General features: G+C 72.8%; 16 protein-coding genes. 11 read left to right on the top strand and 5 right to left on the bottom strand.

Features of this window, described 5'->3' with window-relative positions:
• Positions 1 to 48: 48 nt before the first annotated feature.
• A complete protein-coding gene (locus ACZ63I_RS12020; protein ID WP_469337845.1) occupies positions 49 to 1,710 on the bottom strand; it encodes an acyl-CoA dehydrogenase family protein in 1,662 nt (553 codons plus the stop codon).
• Positions 1,711 to 1,727: 17 nt separating this feature from the next.
• Between ACZ63I_RS12020 and ACZ63I_RS12015 the strand changes: the two genes are divergently transcribed.
• Positions 1,728 to 2,873 (top strand): YihY/virulence factor BrkB family protein, encoded by a 1,146-nt coding sequence (locus tag ACZ63I_RS12015; RefSeq protein ID WP_469337843.1) that lies wholly within the window; start codon positions 1,728 to 1,730, stop codon positions 2,871 to 2,873.
• 23 nt (positions 2,874 to 2,896) lie between these two features.
• Positions 2,897 to 3,640 carry a DUF6597 domain-containing transcriptional factor gene (locus tag ACZ63I_RS12010; RefSeq protein ID WP_469337842.1) on the top strand — a complete coding sequence of 248 codons (744 nt, stop codon included), beginning with the start codon at positions 2,897 to 2,899 and terminating at the stop codon, positions 3,638 to 3,640.
• Here the strand turns inward: ACZ63I_RS12010 and ACZ63I_RS12005 are convergent.
• Positions 3,580 to 3,972, bottom strand: a complete 393-nt coding sequence (locus ACZ63I_RS12005) for a VOC family protein (RefSeq protein WP_469337840.1) — start codon at positions 3,970 to 3,972, stop codon at positions 3,580 to 3,582. The genes ACZ63I_RS12010 and ACZ63I_RS12005 overlap by 61 nt on opposite strands.
• 170 nt (positions 3,973 to 4,142) lie before the next feature.
• On the opposite strand from ACZ63I_RS12005, the gene ACZ63I_RS12000 reads away from it, so the two are divergent.
• Positions 4,143 to 4,913 (top strand): response regulator transcription factor, encoded by a 771-nt coding sequence (locus ACZ63I_RS12000; RefSeq protein WP_469337839.1) that lies wholly within the window; start codon positions 4,143 to 4,145, stop codon positions 4,911 to 4,913.
• Between the two features lie 11 nt (positions 4,914 to 4,924).
• Positions 4,925 to 6,031: a sensor histidine kinase gene (locus tag ACZ63I_RS11995; RefSeq protein WP_469338354.1), complete on the top strand. Its 1,107-nt coding sequence runs from the start codon at positions 4,925 to 4,927 to the stop codon at positions 6,029 to 6,031.
• Positions 6,032 to 6,146: 115 nt separating this feature from the next.
• On the opposite strand, the gene ACZ63I_RS11990 is transcribed toward ACZ63I_RS11995, so the two are convergent.
• The gene (locus ACZ63I_RS11990) at positions 6,147 to 7,052 is read right to left on the bottom strand and encodes a S1 family peptidase (RefSeq protein WP_469337838.1); all 906 of its coding nucleotides are present in this window, start codon (positions 7,050 to 7,052) and stop codon (positions 6,147 to 6,149) included.
• Between the two features lie 684 nt (positions 7,053 to 7,736).
• Here ACZ63I_RS11990 and wrbA point away from each other — a divergent pair.
• The 4 genes from wrbA (at position 7,737) to ACZ63I_RS11970 (ending at position 10,178) form a co-directional block, all read left to right on the top strand.
• Positions 7,737 to 8,354 carry an NAD(P)H:quinone oxidoreductase gene (wrbA, locus tag ACZ63I_RS11985; protein ID WP_469337836.1) on the top strand — a complete coding sequence of 206 codons (618 nt, stop codon included), beginning with the start codon at positions 7,737 to 7,739 and terminating at the stop codon, positions 8,352 to 8,354.
• Positions 8,355 to 8,557: 203 nt separating this feature from the next.
• On the top strand, positions 8,558 to 8,923 hold the full coding sequence (locus ACZ63I_RS11980; protein WP_469337835.1) for a YkvA family protein: 366 nt from the start codon (positions 8,558 to 8,560) through the stop codon (positions 8,921 to 8,923).
• Complete coding sequence (gene ligD, locus ACZ63I_RS11975; RefSeq protein ID WP_469337834.1) at positions 8,884 to 9,870, top strand: non-homologous end-joining DNA ligase; 987 nt, start codon at positions 8,884 to 8,886, stop codon at positions 9,868 to 9,870. The genes ACZ63I_RS11980 and ligD overlap by 40 nt, the downstream gene beginning before the upstream one ends.
• 128 nt (positions 9,871 to 9,998) lie before the next feature.
• Positions 9,999 to 10,178 (top strand): CsbD family protein, encoded by a 180-nt coding sequence (locus tag ACZ63I_RS11970; protein WP_469337833.1) that lies wholly within the window; start codon positions 9,999 to 10,001, stop codon positions 10,176 to 10,178.
• Positions 10,179 to 10,318: 140 nt separating this feature from the next.
• Here the strand turns inward: ACZ63I_RS11970 and nhaA are convergent, their stop codons facing one another.
• Positions 10,319 to 12,211, bottom strand: a complete 1,893-nt coding sequence (gene nhaA, locus ACZ63I_RS11965) for a Na+/H+ antiporter NhaA (protein WP_469337831.1) — start codon at positions 12,209 to 12,211, stop codon at positions 10,319 to 10,321.
• 90 nt (positions 12,212 to 12,301) lie between these two features.
• On the opposite strand from nhaA, the gene ACZ63I_RS11960 reads away from it, so the two are divergent.
• On the top strand, positions 12,302 to 12,886 hold the full coding sequence (locus ACZ63I_RS11960) for a TetR/AcrR family transcriptional regulator (protein WP_469337829.1): 585 nt from the start codon (positions 12,302 to 12,304) through the stop codon (positions 12,884 to 12,886).
• 75 nt (positions 12,887 to 12,961) lie between these two features.
• Here ACZ63I_RS11960 and ACZ63I_RS11955 read toward each other — a convergent pair whose 3' ends face one another.
• Complete coding sequence (locus ACZ63I_RS11955; protein ID WP_469338352.1) at positions 12,962 to 14,152, bottom strand: winged helix DNA-binding domain-containing protein; 1,191 nt, start codon at positions 14,150 to 14,152, stop codon at positions 12,962 to 12,964.
• A 68-nt stretch (positions 14,153 to 14,220) separates the two neighbouring features.
• On the opposite strand from ACZ63I_RS11955, the gene ACZ63I_RS11950 reads away from it, so the two are divergent.
• Both ACZ63I_RS11950 and ACZ63I_RS11945 read left to right on the top strand, forming a co-directional pair.
• Positions 14,221 to 14,667 (top strand): MarR family winged helix-turn-helix transcriptional regulator, encoded by a 447-nt coding sequence (locus ACZ63I_RS11950; protein ID WP_469337827.1) that lies wholly within the window; start codon positions 14,221 to 14,223, stop codon positions 14,665 to 14,667.
• 59 nt (positions 14,668 to 14,726) lie between these two features.
• The gene (locus tag ACZ63I_RS11945; RefSeq protein ID WP_469337826.1) at positions 14,727 to 15,560 is read left to right on the top strand and encodes an undecaprenyl-diphosphate phosphatase; all 834 of its coding nucleotides are present in this window, start codon (positions 14,727 to 14,729) and stop codon (positions 15,558 to 15,560) included.
• The last annotated feature ends 99 nt before the right edge of the window (positions 15,561 to 15,659 follow it).

The following is a 15,659-nucleotide window of genomic DNA, read 5'->3' as shown; positions in this document are numbered from 1 at the left end:
GGCGCAGCACCACCTCTGACGTCGTACGTCATGCTCCGGCGCGCCGCGTCACGGCGCGACGGGGCGCGCCCGCTCCACCACGGGGGCCAGGTCCAGCCCGTACGGCAGGGTGCCGAACGCCGCCCCCCAGTCGCCGCCGAGCCGGGAGGCGCAGAACGCGTCGGCCACCTGCGGCGGCGCCCAGCGCACCAGCAGCGACCCCTGGAGCACCAGCGCCATCCGCTCCACCAGCCTGCGCGCCCTTGTCTCGATCCCGTTCAGATCGGCCAGTTCCGTCAGCAGGTCCTTGATCGCCCCGTCGAGCCGGTGGTCGGCGCCGCGCGCCTTGCCGACCTCCGTCAAGAACGCGTTCACCGCCTCAGGTTCGCGCTGCAGCGCCCGCAGCACGTCGAGCGCCTGCACATTGCCCGAGCCCTCCCAGATCGAGTTGAGCGGCGCCTCGCGCAGCAGCCGCGGCATGCCGGACTCCTCCACGTAGCCGTTGCCGCCCAGGCACTCCAGGGCCTCGGCGACCAGCGGCGTCGACCGCTTCGTCACCCAGTACTTGGCGATCGGCACGGCCAGCCGCAGGAACGCCCGCTCCTGCCCCGCCTCGACGCTGCCCGTCGAGCCGTACGACCGGTCGTACGCCGAGGCGAGCCGCATCGCGAGCGTCGTCGCCGCCTCCGACTCCAGCGCCAGATCGGCCAGGACGTTGCGCATCAGCGGCTTGTCGACCAACTCGCCCCCGAACGCGCTGCGGTACGTCGCGTGGTGCACCGCCTGCGCCACGGCCTGCCGCATCAGCGCGGCGCCCCCGAGCACGCAGTCGAGCCGGGTCGCCGCCACCATCTCGATGATGGTGCGCACCCCGCGCCCCGCCTCGCCGACCCGGCGCGCCCACGTGTCGTCGAACTCGACCTCGCCCGACGCGTTGGAGCGGTTGCCCAGCTTGTCCTTGAGCCGCTGGATCCGGAACGTGTTGCGCTCCCCGTCCGGCAGCACCCGCGGCAGCAGGAAGCACGTCAGCCCCTCCGGCGCCTGCGCCAGCACCAGGAACCCGTCCGACATCGGCGCCGAGCAGAACCACTTGTGCCCGGTGAGCAGATACTCGCCCGCCGCGTCCAGCGGCCTGGCCGCCGTCGTGTTGGCCCGTACGTCGCTGCCGCCCTGCTTCTCCGTCATGCCCATGCCGAAGAGCACCCCCGGCTTCTGCCCGGCCGGCAGCAGGTCGGGTTCGTAGCTGTGCGAGAGCAGCTTCGGCTCCCACTCGGCGGCGAGCGCGGGATCGGCGCGCAGCGCCGGCACGGCCGCGTGCGTCATCGACACCGGGCAGCCGTGGCCCGCCTCGGCCTGCGACCACACGTGGAACCCGGCCGCGCGCCGCAGATGGCCGCCGGGCCTGCCCCAGGCGTCCGTCAGACCGGCCGTCACCGCGTGCCCGAGCAGCCGGTGCCAGGCCGGATGGAAGTCGACCTCGTCGATTCTGTTGCCGTACCTGTCGTGGGTGCGCAGCTTCGGCGGGTTCTCGTTGGCCTGCGTCCCCCACCCCTGCGCCTGCGCGGACCCCGCGGCGAGACCGAGCGTCGTCAGCTCCTCCTGGGCCGTGTCGAGGAGGTCCGGCGCGAGATGGCGCCGGACGGCCTCGGCCAGCGCCCGGTCGGCGGCGAATACGTCGTACCCCACCAGGGGCGGGACCTGGTTGGTCACTGTGTGAGTGGTGGCTGCCATACGGCTACGGTAAGGATGTGCAGGCAGCAAATGAAACACCCGAGCGGCCATCGGGGCGGCTCCACCGGGCCCGAGTGCTCTACCGCAACGTCTCGAAGCGGAAGATGGCGTGGCTGCTGCTGAAGGACACGGTCAACTCCTGCATGGAGTACCGGATCCTGGGGCTCGCGGCGGAGGCGGCGTTCTTCACGCTGCTCTCGCTGCCGCCGCTGCTCCTCGGCATGATCGGCCTGCTCGGGTACGTGGACGACTGGACCAACACCACGACCGTCGCCTCGCTGGAGAAGAGCATCCTCTCGGCGGTCGGCACGGTCCTCTCTGACCGCGGTGTGAACCAGATCGCCAAGCCCTTGCTGTCGGACATCAACCACGGCGGCCGGCCCGACGTGATCTCCATCGGCTTCGCCATCGCCCTGTGGTCGGGGTCGCGCGCGGTCAACGTCTTCGTCGACACGATCACCGTGATGTACGGGCTCGACGGCAGGCGCGGCATCGTCGCGACCCGGCTGCTCGCCTTCCTGCTCTACCTGGCCGCCCTGGTCATCGGCTCGGTCGTGCTGCCGCTCGCCGTCGTGGGGCCCGACCGGGTGGTGGAGTTCGTGCCCGGCGGCACGGAAGTCGTCAGCATCCTCTACTGGCCCGTGGTCAGCCTGCTGTCCATCGCCTTCCTCACCACGCTCTACCACGTGTCGGTGCCGGCCCGTTCCGCCTGGCTGGAGGACGTCCCGGGTGCGCTGGTCGCGCTCGCCATATGGGTGCTCGGCAGCTTCCTGCTGCGGATCTACCTCACCAGCACGGTGGAGGGCCCGACGATCTACGGCTCGCTGGCCGCGCCCATCGCCGTACTGCTGTGGATCGGCATCTCCGCCTTCGCCGTCCTGGTCGGCGCCGCCGTCAACGCGGCCATCGACCGGGTCTGGCCGTCCCTCGCCACGGCGGCGGCCCGCGCGTCCAACGAGCGTCTGCGGGCGGCCCACGCGGCCGAGTTGATGGCCAGGGCCGCCGCCGCCGGGCCCCCGGCCGACGAGGAGGGCGGCGCGGCCGACCCCGACATGCCGTCGGAGTTCCCCGAGCGCTGGTCGCGCTTCCTGCCGCCGGACGACGTGAAGTCGCGCGTACGGTCCCGGCTGCACGCCCCGCGCCACAAGAACCACAAGCACTGAGCCGCGGCGTTAGCCTGAGCGGTATGTACCGGGAGTGGGCGTCGCGGCTGCTGGAGGGCGCCGTCGTCTGGACGAAGACCGTGCCGGACGGCACCGCCGCCGCGCCCTATCCGGTGCTCCCCGACGGCTGCATGGACCTGCTGTGGGCCGACGGGCGGCTGCTCGTCGCCGGGCCCGACACCCGCGCGCACTCCGGCGAAGGGCTCGGCGGCTCCCGCTTCACCGGCGTGCGCTTCGCGCCGGGCACGGCCCCCGCCGTCCTCGGCGTACCGGCGCACGAACTGCGCGACCGGCGGGTGGACCTCGCCGATCTGTGGCCGTCAGCGGGGACACGCGAGAGCGTGGAGCGGCTCGCCGCCGCCGCCGACCCCGCAGCCGTCCTGGAGGCCGTCGCGGCGCGCAGGGCCGCCGGGAGCGGACCGCCCGACCCGCTGCTGCGGGCCGTGGTCAAGGGCCTTGACGCGGGCCGTACGGTCGCGGCGACCGCCGAAGCCGTCGGCCTCGGCGCCCGCCAGTTGCACCGCCGCTCGCTGGACGCCTTCGGCTACGGGCCCAAGACCCTCGCCCGCATCCTGCGCCTCCAGCGCGCCCTGGCGCTCGTACGGGCCGGTACGCCGTACGCGCAGGCCGCGCTGGACGCGGGCTGCACCGACCAGGCGCATCTCGCACGCGAGACGCGCGAGCTGGCCGGGCTGACGCTCGGCGCCTACGCGGCGCTGGCGTACAGCGAGACCGAGCAGCCGTCCGGGTCGAGCACCGTCGCGTAACGCTGCCCCCAGACCGCGTCCCACGGCTTCAGACGGCCCCGGTAGCCGGCGCCCGTCAGATCCGCGTAGACCGAGTCCACGTCGGCGGGGCTGTCGCAGGAGAAGGCCAGCGAGAGTCGCTCACCCTCGCGGGGCGCCGTCCAGCCGGGGTCGTAGGAGCGTACGGCCTCCGCCGTGTCCCACAGCAGCCGCATTCCGCCGGGCAGCGCCGCCTCCACATGGGGCGCGGTGTCCGCCTCGGCCGGTACCTCGACGCCGAGCCTGCGGTAGAAGGCGAGTGAGGCCGCCATGTCGGAGACGACCAGGCCGATCACATCAAGTCGTGGAGTCATGCGCCCACCGTAGGCAGCGGGGCGCGGCAGGGTCTTGTACGAATCGGACGCCGCGGCCGGTGCTTCGTGGTGGCCGACGCGGGGCCGCCCTTCGTGGCCGCGCCCGCCGTCATGGTTTCGTAAGAGCTGAACGGCGGTGCACCGGCCGCCGCCCGAGGAGACTTGCGCCTATGCACACCATCCTGGTCGTCGACGACGACCCGACCGTCTCCGAGGTCGTCACCGGCTATCTGGAACGGGCCGGCTTCGCCGTCGACCGGGCCGCCGACGGGCCGGAGGCGCTGCGGCTCGCCGCGGGCAACCCGCCCGCCCTGGTCGTCCTCGATCTGATGCTGCCCGGCATGGACGGCCTCGAAGTGTGCCGGCGGCTGCGGGCGAGGGCCGCCGTGCCCGTCATCATGCTCACCGCGCGCGGCGACGAGGACGACCGCATCCTCGGTCTGGAGATAGGGGCCGACGACTACGTCACCAAGCCCTTCAGCCCCCGCGAACTCGTCCTGCGCGTCGAGTCGGTGCTGCGCCGCGGCCACGCCCGGCAGGACGGCGCCGCAGGGCCCGTGCTGCGCTCCGGCGGGCTGACCCTCGACCCCGCGGCGCGCAGCGCCGGCAAGGACGGCAGGCCGCTGGCGCTGACCCTGCGCGAGTTCGAACTGCTCGCGCACCTGATGGCGCACCCGGGGCTCGCCATCGCCAGGGAGCAGCTCATGCACGACGTGTGGGGCTGGGAGTTCGGCGATCTGTCGACGGTCACCGTCCATGTCCGGCGGCTGCGCGGCAAGGTCGAGGACGATCCGGCCAGGCCCCGGCTGATCCGGACGGTCTGGGGGGTCGGCTACCGGTTCGACGCGCCCCCCGAGCAGCCGCCGTCCGCGGGGACCTTCGAGCAGCCCGCGGATCGGCCCGCGGACCAGCCCGCCGAGCAGCCCACCGAGAGGAGCTGACCGTGCCCCCCATGCTCGCCATCGTGCTGATCGCCTTCGCGGGAGCGGCCGCCGCAGGTCTCGTCGGCGCGCTCGCGCTGCGGCTGCTGCGCGACCGCTCGGTCACCGTCGGGCTGACCGTGGTCGCCGCCGTCGCCGTCACCGCGATGCTCGCCGGCACGCTGGGCGTCGCCCAGGCGATGTTCCTGTCCCGGCACGACCTGTCCGTCGTCACCACGGTCGCGGCGATGGCCGCCGCTGTCTCGCTCGCCACCGCGCTGCTGCTGGGCCGCTGGGTCGTCGCCCGCAGTCGCGATCTGGCCCTCGCCGCACGGTCGTTCGGCGACGGCGGCAGCTTCGCCGCGCCCGGCGGTCCGGCCACCGCCGAACTCACCGAGCTGAGCAGGGAATTGGCGGCGACCAGCGCGAAGCTCGCCGTCTCGCGGGAGCGGGAGCGCGCGCTGGAGACCTCGCGGCGCGAGCTGGTCGCCTGGATCTCGCACGACCTGCGCACCCCGCTGGCCGGGCTGCGCGCCATGTCGGAGGCGCTGGAGGACGGCGTGGTGCGGGACCAGGCCCGGTACTTCCGGCAGATCGGCGCCGAGGTGGCCCGGCTCGACTCGATGGTCGGCGACCTCTTCGAACTCTCCCGTATCCACGCGGGTTCGCTCGCCCTCACCCCGACCCGGATGTCGGCCTACGACCTGGTGGGGGAGGCGCTGGCGGGCGCCGATCCGGTGGCCAGGGAGCACGGGGTGCGGCTGGTCGGCGCCGATGTCGAGGCCGTCCCCATCGAGGTGGACGGCAAGGAGATGACGCGGGTCCTCGCCAATCTGCTGGTCAACGCCATCCACCGGACCCCGGCCGACGGCACGGTCGCCGTCGCGGCCGAGCGGCGCGCCGGTTCCGTGGTGCTCTCCGTGACCGACGGCTGCGGCGGTATCCCCGCCGAGGACCTGTCCCGGGTCTTCGACACCGGCTGGCGGGGCACCGAGGCCCGTACGCCGCCGGGCGGCGCGGGTCTCGGGCTCGCGATCGTACGGGGCATCGTGGAGGCCCACGAGGGCCGCGCCGCCGTCCGCAACGTGGCGGGCGGCTGCCGGTTCGAGGTGACGCTCCCGGCGCCCGCGGTGGGCTGACGGCGCCGGCCGGGCGACGCGGGGAGGGCGACGCGGCGGGCCGCGTCCGAGGACACGGCCCGCCGGTATCACTGGTGATGGGTGGAGCGGATGCTGCCTGACTGCTCAGCGGCGACTAGTAGACGCTGACCCCGTACACGCTGAGGGCCTCGGTCACCGGCTGGAAGAACGTGGTGCCGCCGGAGGAGCAGTTGCCGCTGCCGCCGGAGGTGGTGCCCAGCGCCACGCTGCCGGCGAAGAGCGGACCGCCGCTGTCGCCGGGCTCGGCGCAGACGTTGGTCTGGATGAGGCCGGAGACGGTGCCCTCGGCGTAGCGGACGCTGGCGTTCGTGGCCTGGACCGTGCCGGTGTGCACGCCCGAGGTCGAGCCGCTGCGGGTCACGCGCTGACCCACGGAGGCGTTGCCCGCCGACGTGATGTCCTGGTAGGAGCCGTTGTAGAGGGTGACACGGCCGTCGTTCGGCGCGGCCTGGCTGAGCCGGATGATGCCGTAGTCGTTGCCGGGGAAGCTGGAGCCCGCGGTGGAGCCGAGCACCGTGGTCTGCGACGAGTTGCTGTACCAGGTGGAGCCGATGTTGGTGCAGTGGCCCGCCGTCAGCGCGTAGTACGTGCTGCCGCTGCGGACGTTGAAGCCGAGCGAGCAGCGGCCGCCGCCGGTGTAGATGGCCGCGCCGCCGGCGAGCAGCTTGCTGAACTTGCCGGGGGTGTGCTTGACGGTGAGCTGCGAGGTGCTGGGGACGGCGCTCTTGATCTTCGCGATCGCGGCGTCGGAGACGGTGCTGTCGACGGTGACGACGACCTTGCCGGTCTTCGCGTCCGTGTACCAGGCCGTGCCGGGCGCGGCGGAGGCGCTGACGGCGCTGCTCGTCGCGGCGAGCGTCGAGGCACTCGCCGAGGGAGCGGTCTGGGCCATGGCGGTCGGGGCCGCAAGCGCGACAGCGGTCACCAGGCCGGATGCGACTGCGATGAGCCGTACTCGTCTGGAGAGACTGTCGAGGGGGGTAAGGCGCTTGAAGGTCACAACATCCTCCATCAGTGGGGGAAACGCGCGGTCCGACGGGTGGGCGGACCGCAGTGGCGCGATCGTTCGCGGCCATTCGGTTTTGACCGTGAACCTGTCAATCGCACGGACTGAATCCTTGGGTCCGGTTGCTTCGATGGCAAGGCCGACTTCCGGACCTACGGGGGGAGTCAGCGCGCGTAGACCCGAAGTCGGACAAGGGGACGCGGTGTTGACAGCGACGTGTGGTGAACATGTGACGCGCCAGTGAATTGCTGCAAAGTGCCCTGCGGCGGGAAAGTGACCTGCCGGTGGACGCCGACACCCCTGCCCAGCACGCGCGTTGAGAGTCCGCGCTATTCGGCCACCGGGCCGGGGCGTCGCAATCACACACGGCTCACCGAGGGTGTCCGCAATCTGACTCGGCGCGGTCGGGAGTAGGTGTAGGGGCCCGGCAGTGCGGCGTCGCGGGGGTGGCGGCGGTCCGTTTGTGCGCCGTGCTACCGAATTGCACCTGAGTTGATCATGGCTGGATTTCGACAGTCGCACGCCAACGCGACGGCGGTGGCGCGCATTCCGCCGCACGGCGTGAGGGTGGTCACGGCGGTGGTCGGCGAATAATGGTTTACCGTTAAACCAAGATGTTGATACGTCATCGACTCGCGCATGTCGCCATGCGCGCATCCGGCTCGGAAAGGCCCCACCATGAGTGACCCCGTCAAGCTCGCCGTCGTGTACTACTCGGCCACCGGAACCAACACCGAAGTGGCCAAGGTGCTGGCAGAGACCGCCGAGAAGGCCGGCGCCGAGGTGCGGGTACGCCGGGTCGCCGAGCTGGCCCCGCAGGCCGCCATCGACTCGAACCCGGCCTGGGCCGCCAACCACGCGGCGAGCGCCGACATCGCCGTCGCGACCCCCGAGGACATCGAGTGGGCGGACGCCGTGATCTTCGGCAGCCCCACCCGTTTCGGCAACGTCGCCTCGCAGCTCAAGCAGTTCATCGACACGCTCGGCGGCCTGTGGGCGCAGGGCAAGCTGGCCGACAAGGTCTACTCCGGCTTCGTCTCGTCGGCGACCCGGCACGGCGGCCAGGAGTCCACGCTGCTCGCGCTCTACAACTCCTTCCACCACTTCGGCGGCATCGTCGTGGCCCCCGGCTACACCGACCCGGCGAAGTTCGCCGACGGCAACCCGTACGGCACCTCGCACATCGACGCCCAGGGCAGCAACCCGGTCAACGACGAGACCCGCAACGCGGCCCGCGTCCAGGCCGACCGCGTCGTGCGCGTCGCCCGGCAGTTGAAGGCGGGCGCCGCGGCCTGACCCGGCCGCGCGCGGGGCAAGGCAGGCAGGGGCGGCGCGCCCGCCGGGAGTCAGGACCCGGCGGGCCCGCCGCCCCTCGCTACGCTCTCGGCACGCCCCGCCGCGAGCACGGCCGCTGACGGACAATCAGTGGTCGGCGCCCCGGTGGCGCGACGGACCGGGGGTATCCGGTACGGGAGCCGACCCCGAAGGAGGAGATCACCATGAGCAGTGAGCTCCAGATCCTCATCGCCGTCGCCGCCGTCGTGGTGGCAGTCACCGTCGGCTTCGCGATCGTCCTGGCCGTCCGGCTGGTGCGGACCAGGCGGAGGCTGCGCGCCTCAGGACTGCCGGTCCAGAACCGCTGGGTGTTCTGGGGGGCGATGATCTATCTCGTACTCCCCACCGACCTGGTGCCCGACCCGGTGTACCTCGACGACATCGGGGTCCTGATGCTCGCGCTGCGCTCCCTGCGCTCTTCCGAGGGCAAGCTCCAGTACGCGCTGCGCTCGCGAGGCGGCAAGGGCGAACTGCCCCGATCATCGAAGGCATGGCCACGTCCGACCGAAGCGCCGCCGACCCGGCACTGATCAGACCGATGCTGGCGGTCCCGGGACCGCTGCCGGCCGACGACGAGCGCGCCCCCGACGGGAGCGCGCTCTGGGCGTACGAGGTCAAGTGGGACGGCGTGCGGTGCGTCATCGACGTGTCCGCCGACGGCGCCGTACGGCTGACCACCCGCGCGGACAACGACGCGACACCCCGCTACCCCGAGCTGGCCTCCCTCGGCGCCCAGCTCGGCGGCAGGGCCGCCGTACTGGACGGCGAGGTCGTGGTGCTGGACGCCAAGGGGCGGCCGGACTTCGGGCTGCTCCAGCGCCGGATGGGCGTGACCAACCCGCGCAGGGCCGCGCGGCTCGCGGTCGAGTACCCCGTCCACCTCGTCCTGTTCGACCTGATGCGGCTGGACGGCACGTCCCTGCTGGGCAGGACCTACCGGGAGCGCAGGGCCGCCCTGGCCGCTCTCGGCCTGTCGGGCCCGAGCTGGTCGGCCCCCGGGTACATCGAGGGACACGGCCAGGAGGCCTGGGACGCCACGCTGCGCGGCGGCTTCGAGGGCGTCGTGGCGAAGCGGCTCTCCTCCCGCTACACCCCGGGGCTGAGATCACCCGACTGGCGCAAGACCAAGCATCTGCTGACCGTCGACGTGATCATCGGTGGCTGGGCCGAGGGCCGCGGCGGGCTCGCCGGACTGCCGGGGGCGGTGCTGGTGGGCCTCGCCGAGCCCGAAGGGCTGCGGTACGTGGGGGCCGTCGGGTCCGGGATGTCCGAGCGGGAACGGCACGACCTGGCGCGCTATCTGGGCGTGATCCCGCGCGGCGGCTCGCCCTTCGCCAACCCCGTCGACGTACCGGCCCCGCACTGGGTCGAGCCCCGGCTGGTCGCCGAGATCACCATCTCCGGCTGGACCTCGGGCCGGGTCGTCCGGCAGCCGGTCTGGCACCGGCTGCGGCCGGACCTGACGCAGCTCGGCTGACGGGACCGGCCGACGGGACCGGCTGACAGGCCGGCCGCGGCCCGGCTGAAAAACCGAGGTTTGGCCGTCCGGATCGCGGCCATGCGAAGGGTGTCCACCGATTTCGAGTACGTCAGGACGTGATGGTTGTGACCGCGAAGAAGAACCAGAAGACCGAGGCCAAGGTCGAGCAGATCAAGGGCAAGACCAAGGAGACGGTCGGCCGCGCGGTGGGCAACGAGCGCATGACGGCCGAAGGCCGCGCCGAGGCGGCGAAGGGTGACATGCGGCAGGCGAAGGAGAAGGGCAAGGACGCCTTCAAGCACTGACCGCACAGCACCACCCGTAACCGCAGCACCAGCAGACCGCGCCACGGGCCCGGCGGACGGCACGACCGTCCGCCGGGCCCACGCCGTTCCCCCGGAAGGACCGGCGCTAGGACCGGCGCACGGGCCGGCGCACGGACCGGTCAGGACGGCGGTACCAGCGCCGCCCGCTGCCGCGCCTCCCGCACGGCGGCCGAGAGATGGCCGATGTCGTAGGCGCCGCGGTGCCTACGGCCGTTGATGAAGAACGACGGCGTCCCCGACACCCCGCTCAGATCCGCCGACTCCACGTCGTCGGCGATCCGCGCCGAGCCGCGCTTGTGCCGTATGTCGCGCCGGAACCGCTCGATGTCGAGCCCGAGATCCGCCGCGTACCGGTGCAGATCCGGCGCCCGCAGCGCGCCCTGGTGGGACAGCAGCAGATCGTGCATCTCCCAGAAGGCGTCCTGCTCGGCCGCCGCCTCCGACGCCTCCGCCGCGAGCTGCGCCTGCGGATGGACATCGGTGAGCGGCAGATGCCGCCATACGTAACGCACGTCCCCGAAGTCGGCCAGCAGCTCGCGGACGATCGGCTCCGCCTGACCGCAGTACGGGCACTCGAAGTCGCCGTACTCGACCACCGTGACCGGCGCCTCCATCGGCCCGCGCACCTTGTCCCGCTCCGGGTCGACGGGCACGGCCAGGTCGACGATCAGCTCCGTCGTCCCGAGCAGCGCGCGGGTGCGCCGGTGCTTGGGCAGCAGACCGATCACCGCCGTCACCGCCCACGTGACGGCGAACGCGCCGATCAGCCCGCTGAGCGTGCCGATCTTCGCCTCCTCCAACTGGTCGCCCTTGAAGGCCAGCGTCGCGATCAGCAGCGAGACCGTGAATCCGACTCCGGCGCTCGCGCCGCCCGCCAGCGTCGCGCCCCAGCCGACCGGCGGCCGCAGCCGGCCGCCGCTGACCCGGGTGGCCAGCCAGGACGCCCCGAAGATGGCGACCGGCTTGCCGACGACGAAGCCGCACAGGATGCCCAGCGTGATGGGGGAGGTGAACGCGTTCGCCAGCTCGCTCCCGGTGATCCGGATGCCCGCGTTGGCGAGGGCGAACAGCGGCACGATCACATAGCTGCTCCAGGGGTGGTACATCCGCTGGAGCCGTTCGTTCGGCGAGATCGCCGAGGCGAGACCCAGCCGCGCCGAGCGCTCCAGCTCCGGGGTCGGCTGCTCGCGGAAGAGCCGGAAGAGACCGCTGGCCCGCTCCAGATCGCTGCGGGCCGCCGGATACGCGTACGTCAGCAGCCCCATCGCCAGACCCACCACGATCGGGTCGACCCCCGACTCCAGCATGGCCACCCAGGCGATCACCGCGAGCAGCGCGTACGCCCCGCCGCGCCGCAGCCCGGCGAGGGTGATCACCAGCACGACGGCCAGCGCCCCGACGGACACCAGCAGCCCCGGCAGGACGATGTGGTCGCTGTACGCGACCCCGATGACGACGAGCGCCACGAAGTCGTCCACGACGGCGACCGACAGCACGAACATCCGCACCGCCGCGGGCAGCCGCTTGCCGAGGAGGGCCAGCATGCCCAGCGCGAACGCGGTGTCCGTGGACATCGCGGCGCCCCAGCCGTGCGTCGTGCCGTGGCCCGCGTTGAAGGCGAGGAAGATCCCGACCGGCAGCAGCATCCCGCAGATCCCCGCGATGAACGGGAGCGCGACCCGGCGCCGCTCACGCAGCTCGCCCATGTCGAACTCGCGGCGCGCCTCCAGGCCGACGACGAAGAAGAACACCGCCATCAGACCGCTGTTGACCCACGCGCGCAGCTCCAGCGTGACGCCGTACGAACCGAGCCGCAGCGCGAGATCCGTCCGCCACACGGTCTCGTACGAAGCGAGGCTGATGTTGGCCCAGACGAGGGCGGCGACGACGGCAGCGAGCAGGACGGCGGCGCTGCCCGTCTCCGTACGCAGGAAGGAGCGGAACGGCGTGTGCGCGTCGGCGCCGCCCGCCGTCGAACCGGACTGGTCGGCGCCCGCTGAGGATTCGGTCACTCCGCGATTCTCCCTTTCGGCCGTCGGCACGCTGCCCGGCGGCGCGCCCGGCGATTGCCACCATACAGACCTGTCTAGTACCGTTGGCGCATGGCGACGAAGTCTGCGGATCGAACGACGGCGCGCGAGCGGCTGCTCGACGCGGCGGACGAGCTGTTCTACGGCGAAGGGGTCCGCACGGTCGGTATCGACCGCGTCATCGCCCAGGCGGGTGTGGCCAAGGCGAGCCTCTACAACACCTTCGGCAGCAAGGACGAACTGATCCGCGCCTACCTCGAACGGCGCCACGAGCGCTGGACGCAGCGGATGACGACCCGGCTCGCCGCCGACTACGACACCCCGCGCGAGCGGCTGCTCGGCGTGTTCGACCTGCTCGCCGAGACCTTCGTCGCCCCGGCCTTCAACGGCTGCCACTTCGCCAACGCGAGCGCCGAGGCCACCCCGGACAGCCCGGTCGTGGCGGCCACCGACTCCTTCCGGCAGCACCGCCGCCGGCTGCTCACCGACCTGGCCCGCGAGGCGGGGGCCGCCGACCCCGAGCTCCTCGCCCGCAGGCTGACGCTCGTCTCCGACGGCGCGACCGTCGCGGCCCGGCTGGACCACGACCCGGTGGTCGCCGCCGCCGACGCACGCGCCATGGCCGCGACACTGGTCGAAGCGGCCCTCCCCGCCTGAGCCTCCGCTGCCTGCCTGCCTGCCTGCCTGCCCGCCTGCCTGCCCCCTCGCCTGACCCGCCGCTGCCTCCCGGCTTTATCCGGCGGCCAGTTCGTCCTCCAGCCGGGTACGGCCACGGGTGCGCGGGCTGAGCCGTACGCCGGCCAGCCGCGGCGCCAGCCGCTCCGCCTCGGCCTGTACGGCGGCCTCGGCGTCCGCGCCGACGTCCTCCAGGAAGCGGCAGACGATCGTGCCCGCGCCGTCCTGCGCCCAGCCGCCGACGATCCGGCCGTTCCACCACACCGAAGGGCCGATGTTGCCCGCCCGGTCGAACAGCCGGGGCCCGTGACCGCCGAGGAACCAGCCGCGCTCGTGCCAGCCCATCGGGGTCGAGTCCAGCGCGGGCAGCAGCGCCGCCCACGGCTCGGGCTCCGGCGTGTCCGCCAGGTCGTCGGCGAGCAGCAGCCCCGTACCGCCGCCGTCGCCCAGCTCCACCTCCACCGGCGCGAGCCGGGTCAGCGCCCGCCGGGTCTGCGTCTTCGTCCACCCCGCCCACCAGCTCAGATCCTCGGCGGTCGCGGGGCCGAAGGCCCGCAGCCAGCGCTCGGCCAGCGCCACCTCTGCGTCCTCGGTGTCCCACTCGGCGAGCCCGCCGGGGAACCAGTCGGTCAGCGGCGCCCAGCGGTACTGGTGCGAGGTCCAGGAGCCGCGCGGCCGGCCGCGTACCACCCGGCCCTCGGCGGCGAGCAGCAGCAGCAGCCTGCTCGCGACGTTCTGCCGGCCCTCGTAGCTCTTGCCGCGCGACAGTACGATCCGGGTGCTCAACCGGGGATCGTCACCCGCCAGTTCGGCCGCCGTCGCCTCGCCGCGCGCGGTCAGCGCCCGCAGCGCCGCCTCCTCCGCTCCGGCGAGCCAGCGCAGCACCCCGGCCTCGTCGTCGGCCACGCCCGACTCGGCCAGGAATCCCAGCAGCTTGCGCCGCTCCCGCGCGGCGACCGTACGGGAGCAGGCCGCCTGCAGCACCGGGGCCACGTCGAGCGACGTCACGAAGACGGTACGGCGCATCCCCAGCAGCCGGATCAGCGAACGGTCCTCGTAGAGCGCCCGCTCCACCTCGTCGGCGGCGCCGTCACGCATCCGTACCCAGGCCGCCACATGGACCGACGACGGGTCCGTGCTGTGCAGGGCCACCAGGTCGCGGGCCACCTCCACCGGGTCGTCCGACCGCGCCGCACCGGCCAGCCGGTGCCGGACCGCCAGCCTCGCGCGCCGCTGCGCCACCTCGATGCGCCGCACCTTCGCTCCCTCGTTCGGATCGGGCCGTCCTGCCCGATCCGTCAGCTTAGGGTGACCGCATGGACGAGACGCCCGAGGACATCGCCGAGCGGTCCTCGCTCACCGCGCACGAACTGCGGGTGGTCCTCAGCCGGCTGCGCGGCCGGCTCCAGGAGATCGCGGGCGCCCGCGGTCTCACCCCCGCGCAGACCGCCGTGCTCGGCAGGCTGGCGGGCGGCGCCGCTTCCGCCGGCGAGCTGGCGGCGGTCGAGCGGGTCCGCCCGCAGTCCATGGCCGCCACGCTGGCCGCGCTCGACCGGCACGGGCTGCTCCGCCGCGATCCCGATCCCGGCGACGCCCGCAGGCAGCTCGTCAGTCTGAGCGAGGCGGGCGGCGCGCTCGTCCAGGAGCAGGCGCGGGCGCGTGCCGACTGGCTGGCCCGCGCGGTCCAGGAGCGCTGGACCCCGGCCGAGCGCGGCACCGTACGGGAAGCGCTGGCTCTGCTGGACCGGCTCACCCCGTCATGATCCGGCGGCGGCGATCGTCTACAGTGCGGTAGACCATCTGCTGCCCGGAAAGAGACCCGATGAGCGTGATCAGTATCGGCCAGGCCGTGATTCTCGGAGCCGTCGAGGGGGTGACGGAGTTCCTGCCGGTCTCGTCCACCGGTCATCTGAAGATCGCCGAGGGGCTGATGGGCATTCCGGTCGACGACGACTCGGTGGTCGGCTTCTCCGCCGTCATCCAGGTGGGCGCGATCGCCGCCGTGCTCGTCTACTTCTTCAAGGACATCGTGCGGATCGTCGGCGCCTGGTTCCGGGGCCTCGCGCACCAGGACGAGCGGCAGAACCACGACTACAAGTTCGCCTGGTGGGTCATCTACGCGACGATCCCGATCGTCATCGTCGGCCTGGCGGCCAAACCGCTGATCGAGGGGCCGCTGGCGTCCCTGTGGGTGGTGGCGGCCTCGCTGATCGTCGGCAGCGGGGTGATGTGGGCCGCCGACCAGATGGGCCGGCACCGCCGCGGCGAGGCCGACACGACGTTCAAGGACGCGATGCTGGTGGGCAGTTCGCAGATCCTCGCGCTGCTGTTCCCCGGCTTCTCCCGGTCCGGCGCGACGATGTCCACCGCGCTCATCCTCGACCTCGACCGGGTGGCGGCCACCCGGCTCTCCTTCTTCCTCGGCATCCCCGCCCTCACCGGCGCCGGGATCTACGAGCTGAAGGACGCGCTCGGCACCGGCACGGGAGCGGGACCGCTGGTCGTGGGCACACTCGTGTCGTTCGTCGTCGCCTACGGGTCGATCGCCTGGCTGCTGAAGTTCGTCGCCAAGCACTCCTTCAACGCCTTCGTGATCTACCGCATCGTGATCGGACTGCTGCTCTTCGGCCTCCTGGGCGCCGGCGCCCTCAACTGACCCGGGGACCAGTGCCTAGCCCGCCCGTAACGGGGTATCCGGCCGTTGGTCGCAAAAACTACCCACGCCGACCGCGCGGGTCTCTGGGGGGAGCAGCCA

The organism is Streptomyces sp. NPDC087906 (assembly GCF_055584925.1).
The sequence above is the reverse complement of the archived record's forward strand: the minus strand, read 5'-3'. Positions and strand labels throughout refer to the sequence as shown.